This is a genomic window from Metabacillus sp. RB-C-LZQ-3-1 (assembly GCF_058315175.1).
The window spans coordinates 21,898-45,153 of the sequence record NZ_JBZFLI010000018.1; the positions used below are offsets into that span (position 1 = coordinate 21,898).

At 34.9% G+C, this 23,256-nt stretch carries 29 protein-coding genes and 1 pseudogene; 23 read left to right on the forward strand and 7 right to left on the reverse strand.

Features of this window, described 5'->3' with window-relative positions:
• Positions 1-49: 49 nt before the first annotated feature.
• From AC4GZ8_RS21360 to thiE, 9 genes are read left to right on the forward strand one after another with little or no spacing between them, the layout of a single operon-like run.
• Positions 50-1,132 (forward strand): LuxE/PaaK family acyltransferase, encoded by a 1,083-nt coding sequence (locus AC4GZ8_RS21360; protein WP_491083930.1) that lies wholly within the window; start codon positions 50-52, stop codon positions 1,130-1,132.
• On the forward strand, positions 1,129-2,580 hold the full coding sequence (locus AC4GZ8_RS21365; RefSeq protein ID WP_491083931.1) for an acyl-CoA reductase: 1,452 nt from the start codon (positions 1,129-1,131) through the stop codon (positions 2,578-2,580). The genes AC4GZ8_RS21360 and AC4GZ8_RS21365 overlap by 4 nt, the downstream gene beginning before the upstream one ends.
• Before the next feature lie 11 nt (positions 2,581-2,591).
• Positions 2,592-3,338, forward strand: a complete 747-nt coding sequence (locus tag AC4GZ8_RS21370) for an ABC transporter ATP-binding protein (protein ID WP_491083932.1) — start codon at positions 2,592-2,594, stop codon at positions 3,336-3,338.
• Complete coding sequence (locus AC4GZ8_RS21375) at positions 3,335-4,096, forward strand: ABC transporter permease (RefSeq protein ID WP_491083933.1); 762 nt, start codon at positions 3,335-3,337, stop codon at positions 4,094-4,096. The genes AC4GZ8_RS21370 and AC4GZ8_RS21375 overlap by 4 nt, the downstream gene beginning before the upstream one ends.
• Entirely contained in the window at positions 4,093-5,112 is a 1,020-nt protein-coding gene (locus tag AC4GZ8_RS21380; RefSeq protein WP_491083934.1) for an ABC transporter substrate-binding protein, read from the forward strand. The genes AC4GZ8_RS21375 and AC4GZ8_RS21380 overlap by 4 nt, the downstream gene beginning before the upstream one ends.
• A 13-nt stretch (positions 5,113-5,125) precedes the next feature.
• Positions 5,126-5,890 (forward strand): SDR family oxidoreductase, encoded by a 765-nt coding sequence (locus AC4GZ8_RS21385; protein ID WP_491083935.1) that lies wholly within the window; start codon positions 5,126-5,128, stop codon positions 5,888-5,890.
• 22 nt (positions 5,891-5,912) lie between these two features.
• Positions 5,913-6,719, forward strand: a complete 807-nt coding sequence (thiM, locus tag AC4GZ8_RS21390; RefSeq protein WP_491083936.1) for a hydroxyethylthiazole kinase — start codon at positions 5,913-5,915, stop codon at positions 6,717-6,719.
• A 22-nt stretch (positions 6,720-6,741) separates the two neighbouring features.
• A complete protein-coding gene (thiD, locus tag AC4GZ8_RS21395; RefSeq protein WP_491083937.1) occupies positions 6,742-7,551 on the forward strand; it encodes a bifunctional hydroxymethylpyrimidine kinase/phosphomethylpyrimidine kinase in 810 nt (269 codons plus the stop codon).
• Entirely contained in the window at positions 7,552-8,205 is a 654-nt protein-coding gene (thiE, locus tag AC4GZ8_RS21400) for a thiamine phosphate synthase (protein WP_491083938.1), read from the forward strand.
• Between the two features lie 185 nt (positions 8,206-8,390).
• Here the strand turns inward: thiE and AC4GZ8_RS21405 are convergent, their stop codons facing one another.
• Positions 8,391-8,591 (reverse strand): hypothetical protein, encoded by a 201-nt coding sequence (locus AC4GZ8_RS21405; protein ID WP_491083939.1) that lies wholly within the window; start codon positions 8,589-8,591, stop codon positions 8,391-8,393.
• Positions 8,584-8,856, reverse strand: a complete 273-nt coding sequence (locus AC4GZ8_RS21410; protein ID WP_491083940.1) for a YolD-like family protein — start codon at positions 8,854-8,856, stop codon at positions 8,584-8,586. Before AC4GZ8_RS21410 ends, AC4GZ8_RS21405 begins: the two co-directional genes overlap by 8 nt.
• Before the next feature lie 110 nt (positions 8,857-8,966).
• Here AC4GZ8_RS21410 and AC4GZ8_RS21415 point away from each other — a divergent pair, with 110 nt between their 5' ends.
• The 4 genes from AC4GZ8_RS21415 (at position 8,967) to AC4GZ8_RS21430 (ending at position 10,981) form a co-directional block, all read left to right on the forward strand.
• Positions 8,967-9,191, forward strand: a complete 225-nt coding sequence (locus AC4GZ8_RS21415; RefSeq protein WP_491083941.1) for a hypothetical protein — start codon at positions 8,967-8,969, stop codon at positions 9,189-9,191.
• Between the two features lie 106 nt (positions 9,192-9,297).
• On the forward strand, positions 9,298-9,783 hold the full coding sequence (locus AC4GZ8_RS21420; RefSeq protein ID WP_491083942.1) for a YjdJ family protein: 486 nt from the start codon (positions 9,298-9,300) through the stop codon (positions 9,781-9,783).
• Positions 9,784-9,958: 175 nt separating this feature from the next.
• Complete coding sequence (locus AC4GZ8_RS21425) at positions 9,959-10,441, forward strand: hypothetical protein (RefSeq protein WP_491083943.1); 483 nt, start codon at positions 9,959-9,961, stop codon at positions 10,439-10,441.
• Between the two features lie 90 nt (positions 10,442-10,531).
• Positions 10,532-10,981, forward strand: a complete 450-nt coding sequence (locus tag AC4GZ8_RS21430) for a DUF4825 domain-containing protein (protein WP_491083944.1) — start codon at positions 10,532-10,534, stop codon at positions 10,979-10,981.
• Between the two features lie 397 nt (positions 10,982-11,378).
• Here AC4GZ8_RS21430 and AC4GZ8_RS21435 read toward each other — a convergent pair whose 3' ends face one another.
• Both AC4GZ8_RS21435 and AC4GZ8_RS21440 read right to left on the reverse strand, forming a co-directional pair.
• A complete protein-coding gene (locus AC4GZ8_RS21435; RefSeq protein WP_491083945.1) occupies positions 11,379-11,882 on the reverse strand; it encodes a hypothetical protein in 504 nt (167 codons plus the stop codon).
• Complete coding sequence (locus tag AC4GZ8_RS21440) at positions 11,882-12,352, reverse strand: hypothetical protein (protein WP_491083946.1); 471 nt, start codon at positions 12,350-12,352, stop codon at positions 11,882-11,884. Before AC4GZ8_RS21440 ends, AC4GZ8_RS21435 begins: the two co-directional genes overlap by 1 nt.
• A 433-nt stretch (positions 12,353-12,785) precedes the next feature.
• On the opposite strand from AC4GZ8_RS21440, the gene AC4GZ8_RS21445 reads away from it, so the two are divergent.
• The 4 genes from AC4GZ8_RS21445 to AC4GZ8_RS21460 all read left to right on the forward strand — a co-directional run bounded on the left by AC4GZ8_RS21445 (position 12,786) and on the right by AC4GZ8_RS21460 (position 16,455).
• Complete coding sequence (locus AC4GZ8_RS21445) at positions 12,786-13,709, forward strand: bifunctional helix-turn-helix transcriptional regulator/GNAT family N-acetyltransferase (protein WP_491083947.1); 924 nt, start codon at positions 12,786-12,788, stop codon at positions 13,707-13,709.
• Positions 13,710-13,733: 24 nt separating this feature from the next.
• Entirely contained in the window at positions 13,734-15,005 is a 1,272-nt protein-coding gene (locus AC4GZ8_RS21450) for an MFS transporter (RefSeq protein ID WP_491083948.1), read from the forward strand.
• Between the two features lie 201 nt (positions 15,006-15,206).
• Positions 15,207-15,860: a DUF3267 domain-containing protein gene (locus tag AC4GZ8_RS21455; RefSeq protein WP_491083949.1), complete on the forward strand. Its 654-nt coding sequence runs from the start codon at positions 15,207-15,209 to the stop codon at positions 15,858-15,860.
• 76 nt (positions 15,861-15,936) lie between these two features.
• Positions 15,937-16,455 (forward strand): DinB family protein, encoded by a 519-nt coding sequence (locus AC4GZ8_RS21460; protein WP_491083950.1) that lies wholly within the window; start codon positions 15,937-15,939, stop codon positions 16,453-16,455.
• A gap of 81 nt (positions 16,456-16,536) precedes the next feature.
• Here AC4GZ8_RS21460 and AC4GZ8_RS21465 read toward each other — a convergent pair whose 3' ends face one another.
• A complete protein-coding gene (locus AC4GZ8_RS21465; RefSeq protein WP_491083951.1) occupies positions 16,537-16,977 on the reverse strand; it encodes a cell wall hydrolase in 441 nt (146 codons plus the stop codon).
• 203 nt (positions 16,978-17,180) lie between these two features.
• Here AC4GZ8_RS21465 and AC4GZ8_RS21470 point away from each other — a divergent pair, with 203 nt between their 5' ends.
• The 6 genes from AC4GZ8_RS21470 (at position 17,181) to AC4GZ8_RS21495 (ending at position 20,779) form a co-directional block, all read left to right on the forward strand.
• Positions 17,181-17,624: an NlpC/P60 family protein gene (locus AC4GZ8_RS21470; RefSeq protein ID WP_491083952.1), complete on the forward strand. Its 444-nt coding sequence runs from the start codon at positions 17,181-17,183 to the stop codon at positions 17,622-17,624.
• Positions 17,625-17,896: 272 nt separating this feature from the next.
• Positions 17,897-18,373, forward strand: coding sequence for a DUF2975 domain-containing protein (locus tag AC4GZ8_RS21475; protein WP_491083953.1), 477 nt, complete (start codon positions 17,897-17,899; stop codon positions 18,371-18,373).
• Positions 18,374-18,383: 10 nt separating this feature from the next.
• On the forward strand, positions 18,384-18,599 hold the full coding sequence (locus AC4GZ8_RS21480; RefSeq protein ID WP_491083954.1) for a helix-turn-helix domain-containing protein: 216 nt from the start codon (positions 18,384-18,386) through the stop codon (positions 18,597-18,599).
• Between the two features lie 50 nt (positions 18,600-18,649).
• On the forward strand, positions 18,650-19,441 hold the full coding sequence (locus AC4GZ8_RS21485; protein WP_491083955.1) for a DUF817 domain-containing protein: 792 nt from the start codon (positions 18,650-18,652) through the stop codon (positions 19,439-19,441).
• Positions 19,442-19,674: 233 nt separating this feature from the next.
• Entirely contained in the window at positions 19,675-20,181 is a 507-nt protein-coding gene (locus AC4GZ8_RS21490) for a CBO0543 family protein (RefSeq protein ID WP_491083956.1), read from the forward strand.
• Positions 20,182-20,311: 130 nt separating this feature from the next.
• Entirely contained in the window at positions 20,312-20,779 is a 468-nt protein-coding gene (locus tag AC4GZ8_RS21495) for a CBO0543 family protein (RefSeq protein WP_491083957.1), read from the forward strand.
• A gap of 158 nt (positions 20,780-20,937) precedes the next feature.
• Here AC4GZ8_RS21495 and AC4GZ8_RS21500 read toward each other — a convergent pair.
• Both AC4GZ8_RS21500 and AC4GZ8_RS21505 read right to left on the reverse strand, forming a co-directional pair.
• A pseudogene (locus AC4GZ8_RS21500) lies at positions 20,938-21,482 on the reverse strand (GNAT family N-acetyltransferase).
• Between the two features lie 150 nt (positions 21,483-21,632).
• On the reverse strand, positions 21,633-23,009 hold the full coding sequence (locus AC4GZ8_RS21505; protein WP_491083958.1) for a class II fumarate hydratase: 1,377 nt from the start codon (positions 23,007-23,009) through the stop codon (positions 21,633-21,635).
• Positions 23,010-23,256: the final 247 nt, after the last annotated feature.

Sequence of the window (23,256 nt, forward strand, 5' to 3'; positions counted from 1 at the left end):
ATCCCTTACGTTCAACTAAGAATGATATCAAGAAAGAGGGTATGACGAATTGAGACAAGAAATCGTAGATCGTGTTCTGCATTTTATTAAAGCTAAGGATTCTTCTGAAGAAGCCTTTAATGATCTAGCATTACAATTATTTCGTTACCAATACACAAATAACACACCATTTCAAATGTATTGTCGTCAAAAAGGAAAAACACCTAGAATGGTTAGAAATTGGAAGGATATCCCTGCAGTACCCATTAATGCATTTAAGGAGCTCACCTTAAGCTGTGAGGACCCTGAACAATCAGAGGATGTGTATATGACTAGCGGAACAACGAAAGGCATTAGAGGGAAGCATTACCATCCAACATTAGAGGTTTACAATCAATCGATGTTAAAAAACTTTAAGGACCGTTTTATGAAGGGGCATGATCGAATAAAAATGGGTATCCTCTTTCCAACTGAAGAGGAAATGCCGAATTCATCTCTATCACATTATCTAGCATTAGCATTTAAAGAATATGGGACAAGTGATAGTCAATACTTTGTCAATGATCAAGGCTTGCAAGTTGAGGAATTATTGTTTGCATTAGAACAAGCTGAAAAATCAGGTCAACCATTTGCCCTCCTCGGTGCATCTTTTAGCTTTGTTCACTTGTTTGATGAATTACAAGCAAGGGGAAGATCATTCCGCCTTCCATCAGGAAGTAGAATTCTAGATACCGGCGGCTTTAAGAATAAATCAAAAGAGCTTGATTTAGAGACGTTTTATACTCAACTTTCAACATTACTAGGGGTTGAAAAGTCAGATTGTATCAATATGTATGGAATGACTGAACTTAGTACGCAATTTTATGATAACGGAAATAGCATGGTTCCATCAGTAAAATCAGGTCCACATTGGATTCGTACAAGAGTGATCAATCCATTAACAGGGGAAGACGTTGCCAAAGGAGAAAAAGGTGTCCTTGTTCATTGTGACTTGGCAAACTTCAATTCAGTTACAACCATTTTAACTGAAGATCTTGGAGTGGAGAAAGAGGAAGGCTTTTTATTATTAGGTCGAGTACAAGGAGCAGAGGCAAAAGGATGCTCAATTGCTGTAGATGAGTTTATAAGGGCTGCAAAGGGGCCCATTCAATGAACGAAATAGCAGGCTATCTTCCTAGCTCCCTCGGGGGAGAAGTAGAATATAAAACGTTAACTTTTGAATCTGATACTGGAAGGTTAGACGTTCAGGTTCCTCTATTATCACAACAACAACTCGATGAAGTGATAGAAGGAGTTAAAGAGTCATCTGTTTCAGTGCTTAAGTCAATGACAGTAACACAAATAATAGAAATAATTGATAAGGTTATTGAGCAGCTTCTAGATCGCTCTAATCCCTATCGTCAAAAAGCCGAAGAGCTCCTGCCAATTGTCACAGGATATGACAAGGAATTAATTAGAATCGGATTAACAAACTATTTAAAAACATTTCGCAAACAGAATTTGCAGCGTTTTATCGTAGAGGATTTTGGTAATCCATTGCTATTAGACGATTTTCAGCCGAGAACGAAAAGAGGGTTCTCTAAGGCTGTGGGGGCAAATGTAACAGTTCAAGTCTGGGCTGGGAATGTTCCTGCGCTTCCGCTTTGGAGCTTCATTTCAAGTCTGATCGTTAAATCAGGCACCATTGGCAAACTACCCAGTGCGGAACCCTTATTTGCAGGCTGGTTTGCTAAGATGATTGTCGAAGTAGAGCCAAGACTTGCCGATTGCTTAGCAGTCATTTGGTGGAAGGGCGGTGACGAGGAAAAGGAGCGACGTATTTTTCAACAAGCAGATATTGTGCTTGCTTATGGTGGAAATCAAGCACTGGAATCAATCAAAAGCCGTATTCCAATTACCACACGCTTCCTGCCATTTGGTCACAAAATTAGCTTTGGTATTGTTTCAAGGGTTAGTCTCGACTCTCGTAAAGTATGGAAAACGGTTCGGGATGCCGCGTATGATGTGATTCGATATGATCAACAGGGTTGTTACTCCCCACATGTGTTTTATGTGCAAAAAGGCGGGAATGTAGAACCGAGAGAGTTTGCTAGATATTTAGCGCATGAATTAGAAAGCTTTGCAAAGAGGTATCCGCGCAGAAGTCTTTCAATAGAAGAAGCAGCAACTCTTGCCGAATGGAGACAGAAGGAAGAGTTTAATTTATTTACGAACCAGGATAAAGAAATCCTTGGAGAACAACATAATGCCTGGGCGGTTGTTTTTGATCGGGACGATCGGGAATTAACACCAAGTTGTTTAAACCGTGTCATCAGAGTTGTTGAGGTGGACGAGTTATTTGATATCTTGCCATACATTGAGACTTCCCGATCATATTTACAAACCGTTGGGATCGCAGCTTCACCAGAGGAGCTCTTTCAAATCTCTGACTTATTAGGAAGTGCGGGTGTAACACGGATAACAGGTCTTGGAAATATGACATCTCCAGAAGCAGCGTGGCATCATGATGGGCGTTTTAATTTACTAGATTTAGTGAATATGGTTGATCTTGAACACCATGCAGAGGAATATGCAGAAGATCTTGCTTCTTATGTAGATTAGGAGATGACAGCATGAGTTTTTTAAAGATGGACAACGTAACCTATAGTTATGAAAATGAAAAAACAATTATTAATCAAACAACTTTGGAGATAAAAAAAGGAGAATTTCATAGTTTATTAGGTCGAAGCGGGTGTGGGAAAACAACATTATTAAAAATAGCATCAGGGCTTCTGCAACCAAACAAGGGAGCCGTTTATTTAGGAAATAAGAAAATCATTAAACCTTCTGCTGAAATTGGTTTTGTTTTTCAAGCTCCGACACTTTTGGAGTGGAAAACAGTCATTGATAATGTACTGTTGCCAATTTCACTAAAAAGAAAACCGACCAAACAAGACCGTGAAAGAGCAGCGACCTTATTGAGGATGATGAGGCTACCTGATTATGATCATTATTATCCATCAGAACTATCAGGAGGACAGCAGAGTAGAGTTGCGATTGCACGTGCGTTGATTCATCATCCTTCGATGTTATTTTTAGATGAGCCTTTTGCAGCATTAGATGCCATAACTAGGGAAGACTTGCAGGACGATTTACTAGCACTTTGTCAGGATCAAAAGATGACGGTGTTATTTATTACTCATGATATTGCTGAAGCAGTCTATTTATCGGATCATGTTGCAGTCATGGAGTCCGGAGAAATTACATTTGAATTAACTGTGTCACTACCGAAGCCGCGGAAAGCGTCTGATCGGTACAGCTTTTTGTTTAATGAGCATTGCTTAAAGGTAAGAAATGCCATGAATGGAGGGAAAGGATGAAACATTTCAGACTTTATTCATTTTTACTGTTCCTTTTCCTCATGATCATATGGGAGCTTGTCGCAGGTACGATGTCAGAGCTTATTTTACCGGCTCCTTCAGTGGTCTTGTCTGTTCTATGGGATGGAATAGTATCTGGTTATCTCTTGCCACATCTTTATCGTACATCTTTAGAGGTTATTCTAGGACTTTTCTTTGGAAGTCTATTAGGTTTAATCGCGGGTATTATCATGGGGGAAATACAATTCTTAAGAAAAATTCTTCTTCCATATGTCATTGCAAGTCAGGCTGTACCAAAGTTGGCGCTGGCACCGTTATTTATTTTATGGTTTGGCTTTGGGATGACATCTAAAGTCGTTATCACGGCGCTTATATGCTTTTTTCCACTGCTAGAAAACACGATTACGTCTATTCAACAAACAGATCCAAATAAAAAAGAACTATTTCGTGTTTTACATGCAACGAGATGGCAAACATTACTTCATCTTAAACTTCCGTCAGGCTTACCCAGTATTTTAGCCGGATTTCGTGTCGCGGTTGTATTAGCGGTTGTTGGAGCAGTTGTTGGTGAATTTATTGGAGGCAGTGAGGGACTAGGAGCAATGATTATTGCTTCACAAGGGATGATGGATACACCTCTGATGTTTGCGGTTCTAGTATTACTTACACTTTTAGGGATGGTTCTCTATGAAGCAGCCCGGTTACTGGAAAGATGGCTTTTAAAGCCAAAAAAGAAGGAGAAAAAGAACAGAATATGAAGAAAATTATGATGGTTTTTATCTTAACATTCGTCACGGTCTTAACAGCATGTAACCAAGGTTCAAATGAAACAACACAGGATAATCCAAAGGCAAAAGAGGAAACACTGGAATCGATTCGAGTCGCAAGCTGGAGCAAACCAATTTCAGAACAAACCAATCTGCTTGTAGAGGAGGAAAAAGGGTTTTTTAAAGAACAAGGGTTAAACATGACCTTTATTCCTGGTGCAGGTGGTGGAGATGCTATTAAAAATATTCTATCTGGTCAAGCTGACATTGCTTTTACTGATCCAGGTTCATTATTTTTCGCCTTAGATCAAGGGGAAAAACTAAGAGTGATCTACAATATCTATCCTCAGAATGTATTTAATATTGTTTCATTAAAAGAAAAAAACATTAAGAAGCCAGAGGATTTAAAAGGGAAAACAATAGGTGTATATAGCCTGTCAAGCGGAACAAGACAAAATTTATTAGTATTACTGCATGAGGCAGGCTTAACAGAAGAAGACGTGAAGATTGTTGAAACCGGGGTCTTAAACTTTGCTCCGTTAATGCAAGGTCAAGTGGATGCAACAGCAGCAACAGATACTGGTTTATTTACCGGTAAACAAAAGGGTCTTGGTGAAGTAAATGTCATGGAGGTTAAGGACTATTTAAACTTTCCAAGTGATGTATTTGTGGTGACAGAGCAAACATATCAGAAGAAAAAGGAGCTTTTACAAAGCTTTTTAACAGGTTATCGAAATAGTGCTGAATGGATGATAAATAACCCGGATGAAGCTGCTTCTTTAGCTGTGACATATGCCATTGATGGGAAGGATCAAGCGAATAACTTAGAAATTATTAAGATTCGTAACGATTCAAGCGTCTCAACAACAACTGAGGAAAGAGGGTTAGGCACCTTTGACATTGAGATGTTACAAAAGGCCGCAGATACGTATAAAAGATTAGGGCTGGTTAAAAACACACTGAACATGAAGGACATTGTAACAGAGGAATTACTTCCGAAAAAATAACAGGAGATATGAAATGAAATTTCAAAACAAAGTTGTACTTGTCACAGGATCAAGCCGCGGAATCGGGGCATCCCTTGCAAAGGGTTTTGCCAGAGAAGGGGCTACTGTTGTCGTGAATTATGCGAAAAATAAATCAGCAGCTGATGAAGTCGTGTCAGCTTGTATCGAGCTTGGCGGAGATTCATGGGCTATTCAAGCTGATGTTACGCAGGAGCAAGCTGTTAAGGATATGATCGATGAAATCCTACTAGAAACAGGTAAAATTGATGTGGTCGTAAACAATGCCTTTAGACCCTATACGTTTAATCCTGATCAGCGAAAATTAGCGTGGCAGCTCACTTGGGATGATTATCAGGATCAAATAGATGGTGCACTACGGTCTACTCATTATCTATGCCAGGCCATCATTCCAGCTATGAAAAAACGAGTTCAAGGAAGCATTATTAACATGGTCAGCAATTTAGTTGAACGACCTATCGTACCATACCCAGATTATACAACAGCAAAAAGTGCTGTTGCAGGGTATAGCAGAAACTTAGCTGCTGAACTTGGGCCTTTTGGAATTAGAGTAAATTGTGTAGCACCAGGACTTGTCTATCCAACCGATGCAAGCCGTGATACCAAAGAAGAAGTAAAGGAAATGATCATTTCCCAAACACCATTGAGACGGCTTGCTTCACCAAGTGATATCGAAGGTCCAGTCTTATTCTTAGCTTCAGATTGGAGCAAATTTATGACAGGGCAAACTCTATATGTAGACGGCGGTCTTGTTATGTAGAAAAGGAAAGGGGATAAAGCAAATGGAACGAACACAATTCATAAATGCGTTAGTACATGTTAGAAATACGAATCCACTTGTTCATAATATAACAAATGTGGTAGTCACAAATTTTGTCGCAAATGGCCTTTTAGCATTAGGAGCATCACCAGTCATGGCTTATGCAAAAGAAGAAGTCGGAGATATGGCCAAAATAGCAGGAGCTCTTGTATTAAATATCGGAACTCTTACTCCTGATGAAATTGACGCGATGATCATCGCTGGAAAATCAGCAAATCAACATGGTGTACCTGTTGTGTTTGATCCTGTTGGGGCGGGTGCAACTCCTTACCGTACTGAAACATCACATCGCATTGTTAAGGAGATAAAAATTTCCATTTTAAGAGGGAACGCAGCCGAAGTGGCAAATGTCATTGGTGAGGATTGGGCTATTAAAGGTGTAGATGCTGGTGAAGGTTCTGGTGATATTGTTGAACTAGCCCAAAAGGCAGCAAAAAAACTTCAAACAACGGTCGTTATTACTGGTAAGGATGATGTGATAACGGATGGAGAAACAACCTATGTTGTGCAAAATGGTCATCCTATTCTAACAAAAGTAACAGGGACTGGCTGTTTATTAAGCTCGATTATTGGTGCTTTTTCAGCTGTTGAAAAAGACATGATCACCGCGTCGGTTGCAGCTCTTGCAGCTTACGGGGTATCGGCAGAGCTAGCAGCACAAATAACTGTTGAAGAGGGACCAGGCAGCTTTCAAATTGAATTATTGAATCAATTAATGAAAATTTCAACTGATGATTTACAAGCTCGCATGAAGGTTGAAAAATTGTAAAAAGTAGAGGGAGAGTGAGATCATGACAATAGGAAAAGCGTTAACAATAGCAGGATCAGATAGCGGAGGCGGAGCCGGTATTCAAGCAGATTTGAAAACCTTTCAAGAGTTAGATGTGTTTGGAATGTCAGCCATTACAGCTGTCACTGCACAAAATACACTTGGTGTTCATGGTGTCTATCCATTATCAGTCGAAGCCGTTATAAAGCAAATTGAGGCGATTGGTCATGATCTTGGAGCGAATGCTGTAAAAACGGGGATGTTATTTAGCAGTGAAATTATCCGTGCCGTTTCAGATTGTATCAAGACGTATAAATGGGAAAATGTAGTTGTAGATCCAGTAATGATTGCAAAAGGCGGAGCGTCATTGTTACAGGATGAAGCTGTCTTCGCGTTGAAAGAACATTTACTTCCTTTAGCCATGGTGATTACACCTAATATTCCGGAGGCAGAAGTTCTTGCTGAGATGAGTATTCAATCAATAGATGATCGTTTAGAAGCAGCGAAACGATTGCATAAGCTAGGTGTCAAGCATGTTGTCATGAAGGGTGGACATAGTGATGAAGAAGAGCTAATAGACATCCTATATGACGGCGAAGAATTTACTTATTTTAATGGGAAACGGATGGAAACAAAAAATACTCATGGGACAGGATGTACTTTTGCTGCGGCACTAACAGCTGAACTTGCAAAAGGAAAAGCAGTGAAGGATGCAGTTAAAACGGCAAAACAATTTATCCAAGCCGCCATTGAAGATGACCTGGAAATTGGCGGGGGTCACGGTCCTACAAATCATTGGGCATACCAACGTCGACAAAGAGGTGAAAAATAGATGCCAAGAATTTCAAACGACAAGATGAGGAAGCTACTGAACGTATATTTCATTATGGGAAGTAATAATTGCACCTCTGAACCTGCAAGTGTTTTGGAACAAGCCATTAAAGGTGGAATCACAATCTTTCAGTACAGGGAAAAAGGAAAAGGTGCCTATAGCGGTGATGAAAAATTTCACTTTGCCAAGCAATTACAAGCGATTTGCAAAGAAAACAATATCCCTTTTATTGTAAATGATGATGTCGAGTTAGCCCTTCAACTAGATGCAGATGGTGTACACATTGGTCAGGACGATGCATCTGCCAAAGAGGTAAGACAGAAAATTGGCGATAAAATTCTAGGAGTTTCAACACATAACCTAGAAGAAGTAAAAAAAGCAATTAAAGAAGGGGCGGATTATGTTGGGATCGGACCTATTTATCCAACGAAATCGAAGGAAGATGCAAAAACCCCTCAAGGGACAAGTTTGATAAATGAAGTTCGGATCAAGGAGATTGAGATCCCAATTGTGGGAATTGGCGGAATTACTTCGGAAAATGCAGCACCTATTATTAAAAGCGGGGGCGATGGTGTAGCCGTCATAAGTGAAATTAGTCTTGCAAAAGATCCAAAGGAAAATGCCGGTAAACTTGTACAGGCCATCAATTTTTAATCTCTGCAATTGATTTATAGGTTAAACTATCATTTATTTAGCTTACATTTTTTCACAAAATTTAACTAGCCCCTCAATTAGTTGACAAGTAAATTTTAAATGCCAACTAAATAGAGGGGCATATTTTATAAGGTGTTAAAAAATCGTGATGTTTTTGGTGTGAATTCTAAATGGATATCAGGCATTCAAATTTTATAATTGTATTTCCCATCCTCAATCTCGTTTTTAATAGAACGTATATACTCCCTCAACTCAGCATCTAAATTATTCTTATCAATTTCATCAATCGTAAAGTTAATCATTCTAGCCTCTTTCCAATCCATTACCTTTATTAATTTATTTTGACCCTTCCAGTAAACATACATGATGTGATATCTGTTACTCATGAAAATCAACTCTAAGAATATCTTTATATTTCAAATAAAATACATCCCCTTGTAGATCCATAAGTCGAAGTTCCTGCTTTATCAAATCAATATAATGAATTTTGCCTACATAAAGCTTCATATCTCCTTTTTCGAAGTAAGTAAAAACAAGTTCTTTATTATTTTCCATTGCCTCATAAATGGTTTGATTAATCTCGTCCAATTGATGTGTATGAAGTATAGGTTTCTCTACAGAATACGAAGTTTTATCACAAACTCTAATCATAATTCCCATCCTTTTTTAATATCATATCCTTATTATACGAAAATATGTTCGATTTTCCAGTATAAAAAGAACGTGTGTTTGCATATAATATAAAGAAAGGAGTTGATATGATGAATGGTTTACTACAAAGGTCTAAAGAAGAGAAATTTCCAGTTGAAATAATTTATTTATCAAATACCGGAAAAATTACTCAACGAACGATTATTGTAAAAGAGATTCAAAACGAATATATAAAAGCCTTTTGCCTCTTGAAACAGCAACCACGTTTATTCAATCGTTCCAATATTTTATCAGCTGCAAAAAGGCAAATAAAAAATAATGTACATTATGCATAAAATAAGGTGCTGTTACCATTTTAGCCAATATTGCGGAGTAATTAATTACAGTTTATGGTAAAATGAGAAATGCGGTTTAAAATGCATTTGGGAGGTCGTATGTAATATGATTCGTTTTATCACTCAATTCGGTGTTGCCGCTATGCTCCTTTTATTTTCAACGGCCGTTGCTTGGTATGAAGGCAGTGCGATTTTGGATAATCCTTGGGAATGGAGATATTCTACACCTTTTACACAGCTAATTAATGGCGGAGTAAGTTATCATAGTGACATTTCACAATTGGATTACTTTATTGATGCTTCTAAATTTCAACCTGTTTTTCCCATTATTATGATTTTAAGCAGTTTATATATATTAATTCTTATTGGTTTCTATTCTTTAAAACAAATGAAAAAATGGTTTTCTTACTATCTTTCAGTATTGGGAGGAGGTTTATTACTATTTAGCTATTTTACCTTTAATTCTTCAACAATAGGTGGCCGTATCCTGTTCTCTCTATTTATCATTTGTGGCTCATTATGTGTAACAACAGCAATCATCATTTACTTTCAAATTTTAGTCAGAATTAGATTATTAAAAGCAAAGGTTTAGTTATAAACTCATAATAATGGATATTTATGTTAAAACTAGTATTAAATTGTAGAGTTTTCTACTAACGTAAAAAGGATGAATTCTATAATTGTTCTACATAAAAATAATTAATTTAGTAGAAAAAATTTTCTTGGTCAACATACCTTAAAACCTAACTAGTTTAAGGAGTCCTTTTATGAAAATAGATTCAAAAATGAGGAAAATACAACAAAAATATAGGAAGGAAATAAGATTTAAAAACAAACAAGGAAAACACGCTTTTGAGGCAGCAGGAGTCATTTTTTTATTTTTCTTGCTATTGTTTGTTGGAATTAAATTTAATTTTTTTGATTCTGATAGTATTCAGCCTATTCCAGATAATGATTTTGAGAATAAATGGATGTACGTTATTCCTCAAATTGATGATTCTTTAAAAAATAGTAGTAGCGATTATACAGGGATCGCAATAGACTTTAACCCACAACCAATAAAAATTATTTTGAAAAATTCATTTCAAAAACCAAAAATAAATGATGAGAACATTCTAAATGAACTTATTAATCTTGCCAATAAAAATATAAAATCAAATAACTTGCCTGCATCTAATGAAACCTACGAAATAATAGTAATAGGTAGGAATAAAGAAGAAATAACACGTGAAATATTTACTAACAGCTAAAAATAAAGAGAAACGTTTATGAAGAAAGTTTAAGTGTAATTTTGCCATATTAATAAAGTGAGATTTTGGGATTTAAAAGGAGAATTGTTAGTGAGAAAATTAACCATCTTATTATTGATATTACTTTTTGTAATCGGATGTAATTCAAATCATACAAGTAATGATATTTTTCAATATAAAGATTCGTTTGTTGGTGATAACAGTGCAGTAATAAACATTGTTAATCAATTACTGGCCGCAGAACATTTTAATGGGATTGAACTAAAAACAAAAGAGGAACCATTTGGTATCATTGTAAAGTATGAATTGTTTGATAAAGAAACAGTTATTAATAATGCTACATATTTGTTTACGTTAATACAAAATGTGAATTGGATTACATTTAATTCTGATATGGATGACTACTCAATTTCGCGAGAAGATCTAGAAACATGGTATGGAAAAGACTTGCATGAAATCGACAACGAAGATGAACTAAGAGAACTTATCCAGGAAACAATAGAAGATGAAAATAATGTTAATCGCTTTCTTAACATTTAAAGAATTTAGGATGACAGATGGACAAGGAAAAAGAAATTATTTCTCACTCTGGTGGTGTTAAAGGTGAATTCAATGATGGGAAATGAGTTTTAACCAGAAAGAAAACCTTCGATCCTATCAGGAATGATGTCATATCATAGATAATTACACGTTATTTGCTGATACCTACAAGTAGAAGCAGTGCTGAAAGAAATGCGAATGGGGAGGAAATTGAAACTGGATTTAATAGAAGTAAAATTCGGATAAAGTACTGTACCGATGGAACAAAATATAGCCTGGAATAAAGAAGAGAAAGAGAGCATTTCAGTTAGGTTATTTATTGAAAAAAATAACCTAATAATGAAAATGCTTGTATTTGTGATCCCGCATAGAGGGGACAGAACAGATCACTTTATTATTATGATTTGTTTACTAATATCTGTTCTCTTATTTTGACAAATATAAAATATATTCCTGTTATGGTTTGAGTAACTAAAAAAACAGGGAAGGAATAAGAAAGCTTAAAACCTTTTTGAAATGTAATGATGTCCATAAGCGTTAAAAGCCAAAGTGCAGCTACTCCAATTAGTGACCAAGTCAAAACATAAACAATAAAAGTCGATTTGGAAATTCTGAAGACTTCATAAAAATAAAAAAAGAAATATCCGAAAGGTGCAAACAATAAATAATAAAAAATATCTGTTACCTCATAATTGTTTAGGTCATTCACTCTATAATAGTCGACTAATCCACCCCCAATTGTAAAATCGAATAAAGTACCAACTGAAAACCCCCAAAGCAAACTAAAAATTTTCATTTGAAGTGTTAGTTTTTTGGGAAGAAGAAAAACGACTAAGTATGCAGCAATATTTAAAATTATGAGGAAAACTTCATTTTTATCGAAACTCTCCCACGGAATCATTAAACTTTCACCTCAATTTGGCTAAGTTTCCGGAAATAAAATAGAAAAAAATATGTCATTAGATTTAGTGAAATGAGGTACAAGATATCGTAAATAAAATTCCATCTAATAGCATTCGTTATATTAAAATAATTACTAATCACAACTAATAAAGCCAAGATGAAAACTGAGAACAAAATAATCATGAATGATTTCACTGCAGAAGAAGCTGCATCTAATAAATTCATCGTTGTAACAATTATTAATGGTATGGTTATGCTCCGGCTGATTAAAAAGGCGGTATGATTCAAAGGCTGTGAGGATATTTCAACAAGTTTCCACTCTTCATAAATAAACCAGGACCAATTTATACTAATAATGAGAGCAAATAGTATGACAAATGAATTTTCGATAAACGAAAGTTTTTTTTTCATGACTACAAATAGTGCAGTTATTAGCCATGAAGCAAAGAAGATAATGGCAAATCCCAATTTCGGCCCTCCTCAAGAACTTTTATCTTATTATCTACTTTTTGAAAAAAATATATTCTTTCCTGTGTTTTATAAATGATAAACACCTCCCTTACCAACCAAAATGCATTTTGAACTACTAAATTAAATGGATTGATAAATGAAGTTGGAAACTTATGAAGAAAAAGTGAGAGAATTTCCAAGAATGAGGAAATAAAAAATGAACCTTAAATTAAGACCTTTTAGTCCTTTTGTTGTTTTGCTTAATTGTCATCAAAGTCAGTTGATGCTTTTTATATGCATCCAAAAGGCTTATTCATTTAAAATTACTTTTATTCTGTAAATACGTACAATATTTATCGCTTACATTAAACAGAAATAATAGTTGACTTAGGCAAGTGTTTAAGGGTAAAATTGGTAAATAATAAAATATTAGAATTTAAGAGGTGTACAAATGAGTAATGTGGAAAGTCAGTTCGGCCTTGAGTTTAGGAAGTTCAATCGGTTTTATACGGATGTTTTAGGCTTTTTAAATGAACATATATATGACAGCCCTTTTTCTTTATCAGAAACTCGTATTCTATTTGAAATCTACAACACTAACAATTGTACGGCTAAAAATATTCAGGAAAAATTGGGTTTAGATGGCGGTTATACAAGCAGAATTATCAAAAAATTCGAAAAAGAGAAAATGATCCGTAAACAGAAGTGTAAAGAAGATGGACGTAATCATCTTTTATATGTAACAGATTACGGGGAATTCATTTATAAAGAGTTGGAAAAGAAGGCAAACCAGCAGGTAGATTATATTCTTAAAAAATTAGATCATTCCGAACAAGAAAAGCTCGTTTATTCCATGAACACAATACAAGAAATTCTTGCTCATTCATTTAAAGAAAAAGAAGAATTTGTTTCAATTAGGAGTTATTACACTTCTGAAGATGTCAATAACATCATTGAAAAACAATGGTCTTTTTATAACCAAGTATATAAGTGGGATAAAAGTTTCTTATCATATCTTCGCGAAACCTTTGATGCTGAAATAGAAAAGATATGGATAGCAGAAATTGGTGGTCAGTTTGCAGGTTGTATTGGTTTGGTGAATGATCATAAAAAAGTAGGACAATTAAGATGGTTTTTAGTAAACCCAGCATTTCATAAAAGGGGAATAGGTACTCAATTAATCAATTCTATTGTTCAATACTGTAAAGAACATGATTATGAGAGAATTTTTCTTTGGACAGTTAGTGATATGTTAACTGCAAGAACACTTTATAAAAAATTTGGTTTTGAAATGACTGAAAAACTAGAAGAAAAAGAAATGTGGGGAGTAACCTTAGAAGAGGAGCGTTGGGATTTAGAGCTAGGGACAAGATAACTGTTTTTATATTTAGGAGGCTGTATGAAGATAAGATTTCATTATGCTTGGGTTATTGTTTTTTTAACTTTTTTAACGTTTTTGGCAGTACAAGGTGTTCGTCTTTCGTTTGGTGCTTTTATTGAACCTTGGGAAAATGAATTTTCAATGGATAGAGGAACGATTTCTCTTATTTCAACTTTAAGTTTTATTATTTATGGCCTATCTCAACCAGTTATAGGAAGGCTGGTTGATCAATTTGGTGCTCGTATGATTTTATCTTTCAGTACTTTCTTGGTGGGAATAAGTATTTCTTTCACATCGTTTGCGAGTCATCCATGGCAATTATTTATTCTTTATGGGGTAGTGGTTTCTATTGGTGTTGGGGGGGCATCTAATGTAGCAGCAACAGTGATCGTATCCAACTGGTTTAATGAAAAACGTGGACTTGCATTTGGGATTATGGAAGCCGGATTTGGTGCTGGACAAATGTTACTTGTTCCTGGATCTCTTATATTAATTCATTGGTTTAATTGGAAAGTAACAGTTGTGATCTTAGGTGTATTCCTAGTACTCATTGTCTTTCCTGCTGTACTTTTATTCCTGCGAAATCATCCAAAAGAAAAAGGGTTAAATCCAATTGGCGGGGTAGTTATAGAAGAAAATTCAGTTGATCAAAGAGATTCGAACATAAACTTTACATTATGGGATGTTTTTCAGAAAAGGGAGTTTTGGTTCTTGATTTTGCCTTTTGCTATTTGTGGTTTTACTACCACGGGATTAATGGATACTCACCTCATTCCTTTTTCACATGACCATGGGTTTTCAACCAGTGTTACTAGTGCTGCAGTAAGTTTACTAGCTGGATTTAATATTATAGGGATTTTAATCTCAGGTGTAGTAGCAGACCGTTGGAGCAGTCGGAAGATGTTGTTCTTTTTATATATGACCAGAGCACTATCAATCTGTATTCTTTTATATAGTCAAAATTCTATGCTTCTGCTTATTTTTGCTGTACTATTCGGTTTAGTTGATTTTGCAACGGTAGCTCCTACACAATTACTAGCTACTCAATATTTTAAAAAATATTCAATTGGCTTTATTTTGGGATGGTTATTTTTAAGCCATCAAATAGGTTCAGCATTGGGTGCATATTTACCAGGCTTATTTTATAGTATGATGAACAATTATACCATTTCCTTTTATTTTTCAATTATTATCTTAATAGGAGCATCTATTCTTAATCTCTTACTTCCAGAACCTCATAAAATCGCTAAAAATGAAAATATAGATAATAAAGAGCAATTGCAAGGTTAGGAAAAAGTTCACGATCGTCACTTAGCTTTTATTTCTATTGAAAGAATCGTTCATAAATAATGTTGTTTATAATATTCCATTAAAAGGTTACATACTTTGACGAATATTTTAATATAATTGGATATATATGTTAATATATATCCATCCCTATACAAGTAAGTACAATTTTTATTCCAATTGAGCAAGAATGGGTGGGGTTAAATGAAAATAATAAATAAATTGCCAAAAAGTAACCAAGACATCCATTTGGACTTAATTAAAAATGGATGGATTCCTATGAATGAACCTAAAAATTTAATTAGCGCAATTTTGTTATCTATCCCTTTAATGATTGTTAATGCATTTATCTCTATTGGAGTTATAGAGATCTTTTCCACTATTTCTTTTAGAGATTTTGGGTTTACAACTGATTCATTAACTATAACAATTAACTTTAGTATCATTTTTTGGCTAGTCTTACTATTAATATTTCATGAATTACTTCATTTGATATTTATTCCGAATTTTATCAAATCAGAAAAAACATTTATAGGAATTACTCTGTTCGGGGGGTTTGTGATAACAGAAGAAGAGGTTTCTAAACCTAGGTATATTTTTATTACAATAGCTCCATTTATTATTATTTCTATCATTTCACCACTAATATTTGGCATGTTGGGACTATTAACAACAACTTTAAAATTTTTAATCATATTAAACTCAATGGCATCATCAGTTGATATACTTAATCTCATTCTAATAATTAAGCAGGTACCGAAAAAGGCAACTTTAATAAGTAATGGACCGGACACTTATTGGAAAAACACACAAAGGAACGAAAAGTCTAAACATAATGAAAGTAAAATATTTTACTAATGGGTCCTATTAACAATACCTGACTAAATATATTGTTTTTAGGTACTATGATTCTTAAAAATGGGGGGAATTGCGAATGATCACTGAACGTCCTCTTCCAAAAGAGTATGATCAATATTTCGAACGCTACATGAAATTGGTGCCTGCTGGTGATTTGAATCAGATATATGTCAAACAGATGGAATCTTTTTATTTACTTATTTCGAGATTGTCAGAAACTGAAGCCGAGTTTCGCTATGAGCAAGGAAAATGGAGTATCAAGGAGGTTGTTGGGCATTTGATTGATGCTGAACGAATGCTCTGCTATAGACTCTTTTGCATGGCCCGTGGAGATTCCACCCCAATTCCAACTATTAACTTTGGGGAATATGTTATTCGGGGGAGATTTAACAAACGGCCAATTCAAGGGATAGTAGAAGAATGGAAATCTGTTAGACTATCAACACTTACTTTAATTAACAATTTAAGAGAAAAGGATTTACGTAATACGGGCACTTTTAGAAACAACACGCTTACAGTTCTTGCGGCAGCGTGTATTATACCAGGGCATGTTGAACATCACATTCATATTCTCCATGAAAATTATAAAATCTAAAGTGGAATTCAATTAAAGTTATGAAATAAAGGATGGATTGATCAAAGAACCAAAAAAATTCCCCACTTTAGTGGGGTAATTCTACCATGTGTAAGCACCTTCGCAGGTATTAGCTTGTGGTTCATAATAACAATGTTGTTTATATTGTCCTGCAAAAGGTTGATCGTACCATGTAGGTGGACATGCAGCATACGGATTAAAATACCAAAGAGCAAATTTAGAAGGCTGTTCTCTCCAATAGTCTAAGGTTTGTTTGGCTAATCTTTTTTCTGCACTTCTTGCTCTGTTATAAAAAACATTCCCTTTTTGTACTGCTTCAAAAGAATAATTTCCTCCTTGGACTTGATAAATGACATGCGGTACTGTTTTTAAGCCCTCAAAATCTAAACAATTAGCTTTTAGTCGATTTACAATGACATTACCAACCATAAGCATCCCTAGACGTCCTTCACCTTCGGCTTCTGCCCTCATCATCCTTGCCATTAAAGCAACGTCACTGTCTGTATATTTTACTCTTGGCATTTTCCATCACCTCTTAAAAATTGTATTAATCATTTCCTTCAAAAATGTAGGCTTTTATTAATTTGTTTCTGTCTAAACGAAAGAAGCAGGTTAGTCAAAGAACCAATGCTCAGAGAATTTTATTTCTCACACAAGGAGTAAAGCTTTTTTGGGTGAATATATTAGACCGTGGAGATAACGAGTAATCTAAGAGGAGATAATAAATGGATAAAAATTTTGATGAGTATATGAATAATGCAATTGAGTGGGCGAAGGGTCATCTAAATTCAAAAGAATACTGTTATATTTGTTTAGCCTTTGTAGAGGATGCATTAGAGAGAAGTAATAATATTGAAATCTTTGGCGGAGATACCGCAAAAGAATCTGCTGATTTATATGAGGCAAATATGCATAATAGTATGCCTCCAAAAGGCAGCTTTGTTTTTTATGATTGCGTAGGAGTCATTAATGGCGAGCGTAAAAATTGGGGGCATGTAGGGCTAACTATTGGCGACAAAAAAGTTATTCATGCGTGGGAAAAGGTGAGGATTGATCATTACCTTGATGTAGAAAAGTTAACAACTGCTCCAGGGTGGGAAAAACCAAAGTTTATAGGATGGGTGGCGCTTGAACGGATTATGCATGGGTTTCAAAGGAAAATTTATTAAAATTAAATGATTACTTATCCGAGATGATCTTCATATATTACCAATTAAATGATACATCATCTGGAATTTTTAAAAACTAATCTTAAAAAGAACTGGTCAGGTTAGTTTCACATAGTGAAATGGAGCATTTCTCTGAAAGGAGGGATGCTTTTATTTTTTTTGAAATATATGTGTAAAAATAAATATATTATTAAAATTAATAAATATTTATTGTAAAACGATAAATGATGTGTTAAATTCATATTGAAAATAAATATGTGAGGTGCTTTTTTATGAAACGAGGTTCAACACTCTTTTTAAAGTTAGCTGTTTTTCTTATCGGTACGCCAGTTCTTGCTTTGTGTATATTTGGATTGACTTGGTTAGCTAAGAATCCAGCAAATCCAGATTACGCCCATATACTATACCCGATTGTAATAGGTGTGTATGTATCAGCGATACCATTTTACATTGCTTTGTATAAGGCTTTTAGACTTCTAAATTATATTGACAAGAACAAAGCTTTCTCAGAAATCTCTGTAAAAGCTTTGAAGGACATAAAATTCTGCGCAATCACAATCAGTTCCTTATACGCGATTATTTTACCATTCGTATATATCGTAGCAGAGCTGGACGATGCCCCAGGACTTATTATCATCGGAATGGTCCCTATCTTTGCATCAATGGTGATCGCAGTATTCGCTGCTGTACTTCAACGGCTTTTAAAAGAGGCGATTGATATAAAATCAGAAAATGACTTAACGGTCTGAGGTGATAAAAATGGCAATTATAATCAATATTGATGTGATGCTGGCTAAAAGGAAAATGAGTGTAACAGAACTTTCGGAGAGGGTTGGAATAACAATGGCTAACCTATCTATATTGAAAAATGGAAAGGCAAAAGCAATTAGGCTTTCAACATTGGAGGCAATTTGCAAAGCATTAGATTGTCAGCCCGGAGACATTTTAGAATACCGACGTGATGAAGAATCTTAATAAGCAGATCTTACACTGATCATTAGAAAAAAACTATGGAGGCATAAATTGTGAAAGCACTAAAACAACTCGTTCGTTTTGGTTGGGAGCAAGCCCTGTCATGTTTGTTTCCTGTCGTTATTTTTGCCTCTTTGGCTATTACACAAATCATGCCTTTTCCCTTATTACCACGCTATGACTGGCTGCTCATCATTTGTCTGCTGATGCAGTGGTGGATGGTGCGCTCAGGGCTTGAAACAAGGGATGAACTAAAGGTAATTACATTGTTCCACCTTATTGGACTCGCTCTTGAACTTTTTAAGGTACATATGGGCTCCTGGTCTTATCCAGAGGAAGGCTATTCAAAAATTTTTGGTGTGCCTTTGTATAGCGGATTCATGTACGCAAGTGTAGCAAGTTATCTTTGTCAGGCATGGAGAAGGTTAAAGGTAGAACTAGTTAAGTGGCCGCCGTTTTTAGTAGTTGTCCCTCTTGCAGCTGCGATATATTTGAATTTTTTCACCCACCATTATTGGATTGACGTCCGCTTTTGGTTAGCAGGACTTGTCATGATCGTCTTTTGGCAATCATGGGTTAAATACGAAGTTAATGGAACTCTTTACCGTATGCCTCTCGCGCTTTCTTTTGTGCTTATAGGATTTTTTATATGGATAGCCGAAAATATTGCAACATTCTTTGGAGCTTGGAAATATCCAAACCAAACAGATGCATGGAGTCTCGTTCATCTAGGAAAAGTGAGTTCTTGGCTCCTATTAGTGATTGTTAGCTTTCTTATCGTAGCCACGTTAAAGCAGGTTAAAGGGGAAAGTTTCACTAGCGCAGATACAAGTGAATTTTTATAAACATAAGAACACACTAAAAAAGGTCGGATCCATAGCAACGTAATGGATTCGACCTTTTTATAGGTTTAAAGTTTTCCTATTGTGCAGATTATAAACTAAAGAGTGAATAAAAGCCTTTTATGATTATCCTAGTAAAGTTTAAAAGTTGTTTTATGAGTAGGATTCGAATATTTTCCTAATAATACATTTAAATTTGGTGAAACTAGTATTACTCTTCGTAAAGGATTGGTCTAATGTATATTATATTTAACGCTATCTATCTGATAGCAGGGTATTTATGGGGAGATTGGAGAAATTGGAAACAATATTATTCGACCATTCTTTTTTTCATTATGGGAGACTTTTTATATAACTTTCTACTCTATCAAAAGTCAATGTGGTTATTTCATGATTTAATTTTGCCTAACCATACCACGATTACAATTTTAGCTATGGTTATAGTTTATTCTGCAACAGTATTTATTTATCTTGGCAGGTTTCCAAATGGATGGAAAAGACGATTTTTTTGGTTTTTGTTATGGACTGGCATATATTTAGGTGAAGAATTTTTTAACTCAAAGTTAGGATTTATTACATACCATAATGGTTGGAATATTTGGTGGTCAGTATTATTTACTTGTATAATTTTCCTTATTTTACCTATTCACCAGAAAAATCCTCTGTTAGCTTGGTTATTTTCAATCATTATTATCGTATCATTGTTGAGTATTTTTAATGTAGACATTAATGATATGAAATAGTTTGTCATGATCGTTATTTATATGAAGAAATTTTGATGATTCTTTAAGAGGAGGTAGTTTTTTTACACAAGTAAATAGATAAAGACACTTTTTAAAATAACGAACCGTAATATCTTTTGAGGGGATGAAAATGGAACCACAAACAATTTTTGTATATATAGCAAGCTTTATTTTCGTATTAGTAGCTTTAATCATTCCTAAAAAAATGAAACTATTTGAAATTTATGTAACTTCCTTGTTTGCAACATTTTTTGGTCTTTTTGTAGATACGATATTAGCTGTAAAATATAGACTTTATGTACTTGATAAGCCCGGAGTACAAATTCCTCCATTAGTTGGTCAAGTTATTTTATATTCTACAACTAGTATCATAGTATTGAATCTGTTCCCATTTGGTAAACCGATTAAATGGAAAGTAGTTTTTATTTTATGTTTCACTTTGCTTACAGTACTATTTGAGTTCATTTCTTTTAAATTTGGTTTTATCAAATATAATGAGTGGAAAATTTGGTATTCAGCGATATGTTATCCATTTCTAATTTATTTTCTCGTTTTACATTATAAGCTTTTTCTATGGATGGTGAAACGTACTTTGTAATTTTAATTAACTACAATAAATTTGAGATTATCCAAGAAGGAAAATCACATTTGTTGAACTCAAGATTTTACGATCAGCTCAGTGTTAGAAATTTGGAATTTTGGGGCACTGAATAAAATTGTATGAGAAATGGTTTTTATTATATAAACTGCGATAGATCAAGAAGTATCTTTTCTATTATTTATAACAATTGAATAAACATATGTATCGTATGTCTCGCCATTTTGATACATATAATCCCTCAAAACGCCTTCTCTTTGAAATCCAGCTTTTGTTAGCAATTTATTTGATGCCTTATTATCTAGAAAAACAACTGCTCCTATACGAGTAAGACCAAATTCATCGAATCCATATTGAATGACTTTTGATAAAGCCTCGTAGGTATAGCCTTTTCTCCAGTGTTCATGGTGTAATTCATAACCTATTTCTGCCCGTTTATGTTTGGGTGACCAAGCATTAAATCCAATCGTCCCGATAAAATCTTGAATTCCTTTTCGTTCAATTCCCCAACGTATTCCTTTTTTTCCTTATAGCTATTTGAGAAAAAGTCTACAAGTTCCTCTGCTTGTTCTATCCTATTTAATTTTTCTTGTCCATAATATCGAGTGACATCTTCATTGGAAAAACAAGAGAATATGGCATTAGAATCATTCTTTGTGATTTCTCTTAATATCAATCTTTCTGTCTCTAATGTGGGAAACATTTTCTTCCTCCTAATAAGCTGCCTCTTAAACTAATAATGTATAATTCATAATTAGGAATCATTTTATCATAGATGCATTCAAAATAATTACATAATTAAGTATTGTAAAAAGATGATGTCTATTTTGGACATCATCTTTTTTGATGAAACTCAAACCATCTCATCCGGATCAATATCCCTAAGCAAATCCTCTGTAAACAATCCATTTTCCATGAGCACTTCTTTAATCGTTTTATTTTCATCGTCTGCTTTTAATCCAATTTGAGAAGCTAGTTCATACCCAAGTTTGGAGCTTAAACCTGTTACGAGGGCAAGGCTATCTTCCATCCATTGTCGGCATTTTTCTTCATTCGCTTGGATTCCACTTATGCATTTGGTAGTAAGGGTATCTATCGTATTTGTGAGTAACTCGATGGAATGAAGGAAAGTGTGGGCAATCAACGGCATCATGACGTTGATTTCTAATTGGCCGGCAGTCGCAGCAGCTGCAACAGCTGTTTCATATCCTATAATTTGGCAGCAAACCATATGGGTCATTTCCAATATGGCAGGATTTACTTTTCCAGGCATAATCGTTGAACCTGGTTGGACTGATGGCAGAGTAATTTCTTCAAAGCCTGTCCTTGGTCCTGAGCTAAGTAAACGCAGGTCACTTGTAATTTTAATAAGATGTAGGGCAAGCTCCTTTAAAGTAGACATACAGCGTATCGGTTCATGCATATTTTGCATAAACTTGAAAATGTTTGTTGGCTGTCGAAATGGGAGATTTGTTCGTTTATTAATTTCTTGAATGATTTTCGATTTATATATAGGGGGTAAATTGAGCTTTGTTCCGACTGCTTGTCCGCCTAATCCTATTTCATATAATGAATCAAGATTCTTTTCGAGCTGTTGATATACGAAATGGATGGTTTCGGCATAGCCCGAAAATTCTTGTCCTAAACGAATTGGAACCCCGTCGTGCAAATGTGTACGACCAGATTTTATAACAGGCATAAATTGCTCTGCTTTCTTTTGGAATTCTTCTTTTAATTTTGATATTGCAGGGAGTAGCTTTTGTATCAACAGTTCAACAGAAGCCATATTCAATGCTGAAGGAAATGTATCATTCGTTGATTGGGACATATTCACGTGATCATTTGGTTGAACTTTTTGCGAATTCCCTAATAGCTCTGCTGCACGATTTGCAATCACCTCATTAGCATTCATGTTCTGTGATGTTCCAGCACCAGCTTGGTACACATCAACAACAAAATGCTCATCCCATTTTCCCTCCGAAACTTCTTCAGAAGCTTGAATAATTGCCTTGCCTATTTCGGGAGATAGCAGACCTAACTCCATATTGACACTTGCTGAAGAAGCTTTGATGACTCCTTGTGCTTTAATAAACACGCGCGGAAATCGGATACCACTAATAGGGAAATTCTCGACAGCACGCTGAGTTTGTGAACCATAATAAGCAAACATAGGTACCATAATCGCCCCTAATGCATCATGTTCTACTCTAACTTGATTAGAAGATTCCATATTTCTCTCCTTTCAGAACGATCAAATAAAACTTCATATTTTTTAGTATGATCCTTGTCGTTTGAAATTATAAATCAAGCCATTCACTACCTATTCCATACATAATTTAGAAATGAAAAGGTCTTTACCTTTTTTTCAATTTATTTAGTAAAATAAACTTAATCTAAACATACTCTACACGTGTTATTTTACTGTTTGGTAAATTAATGGAGTATATTAAGGGATAGATAATTGGGTTCGCTTATTA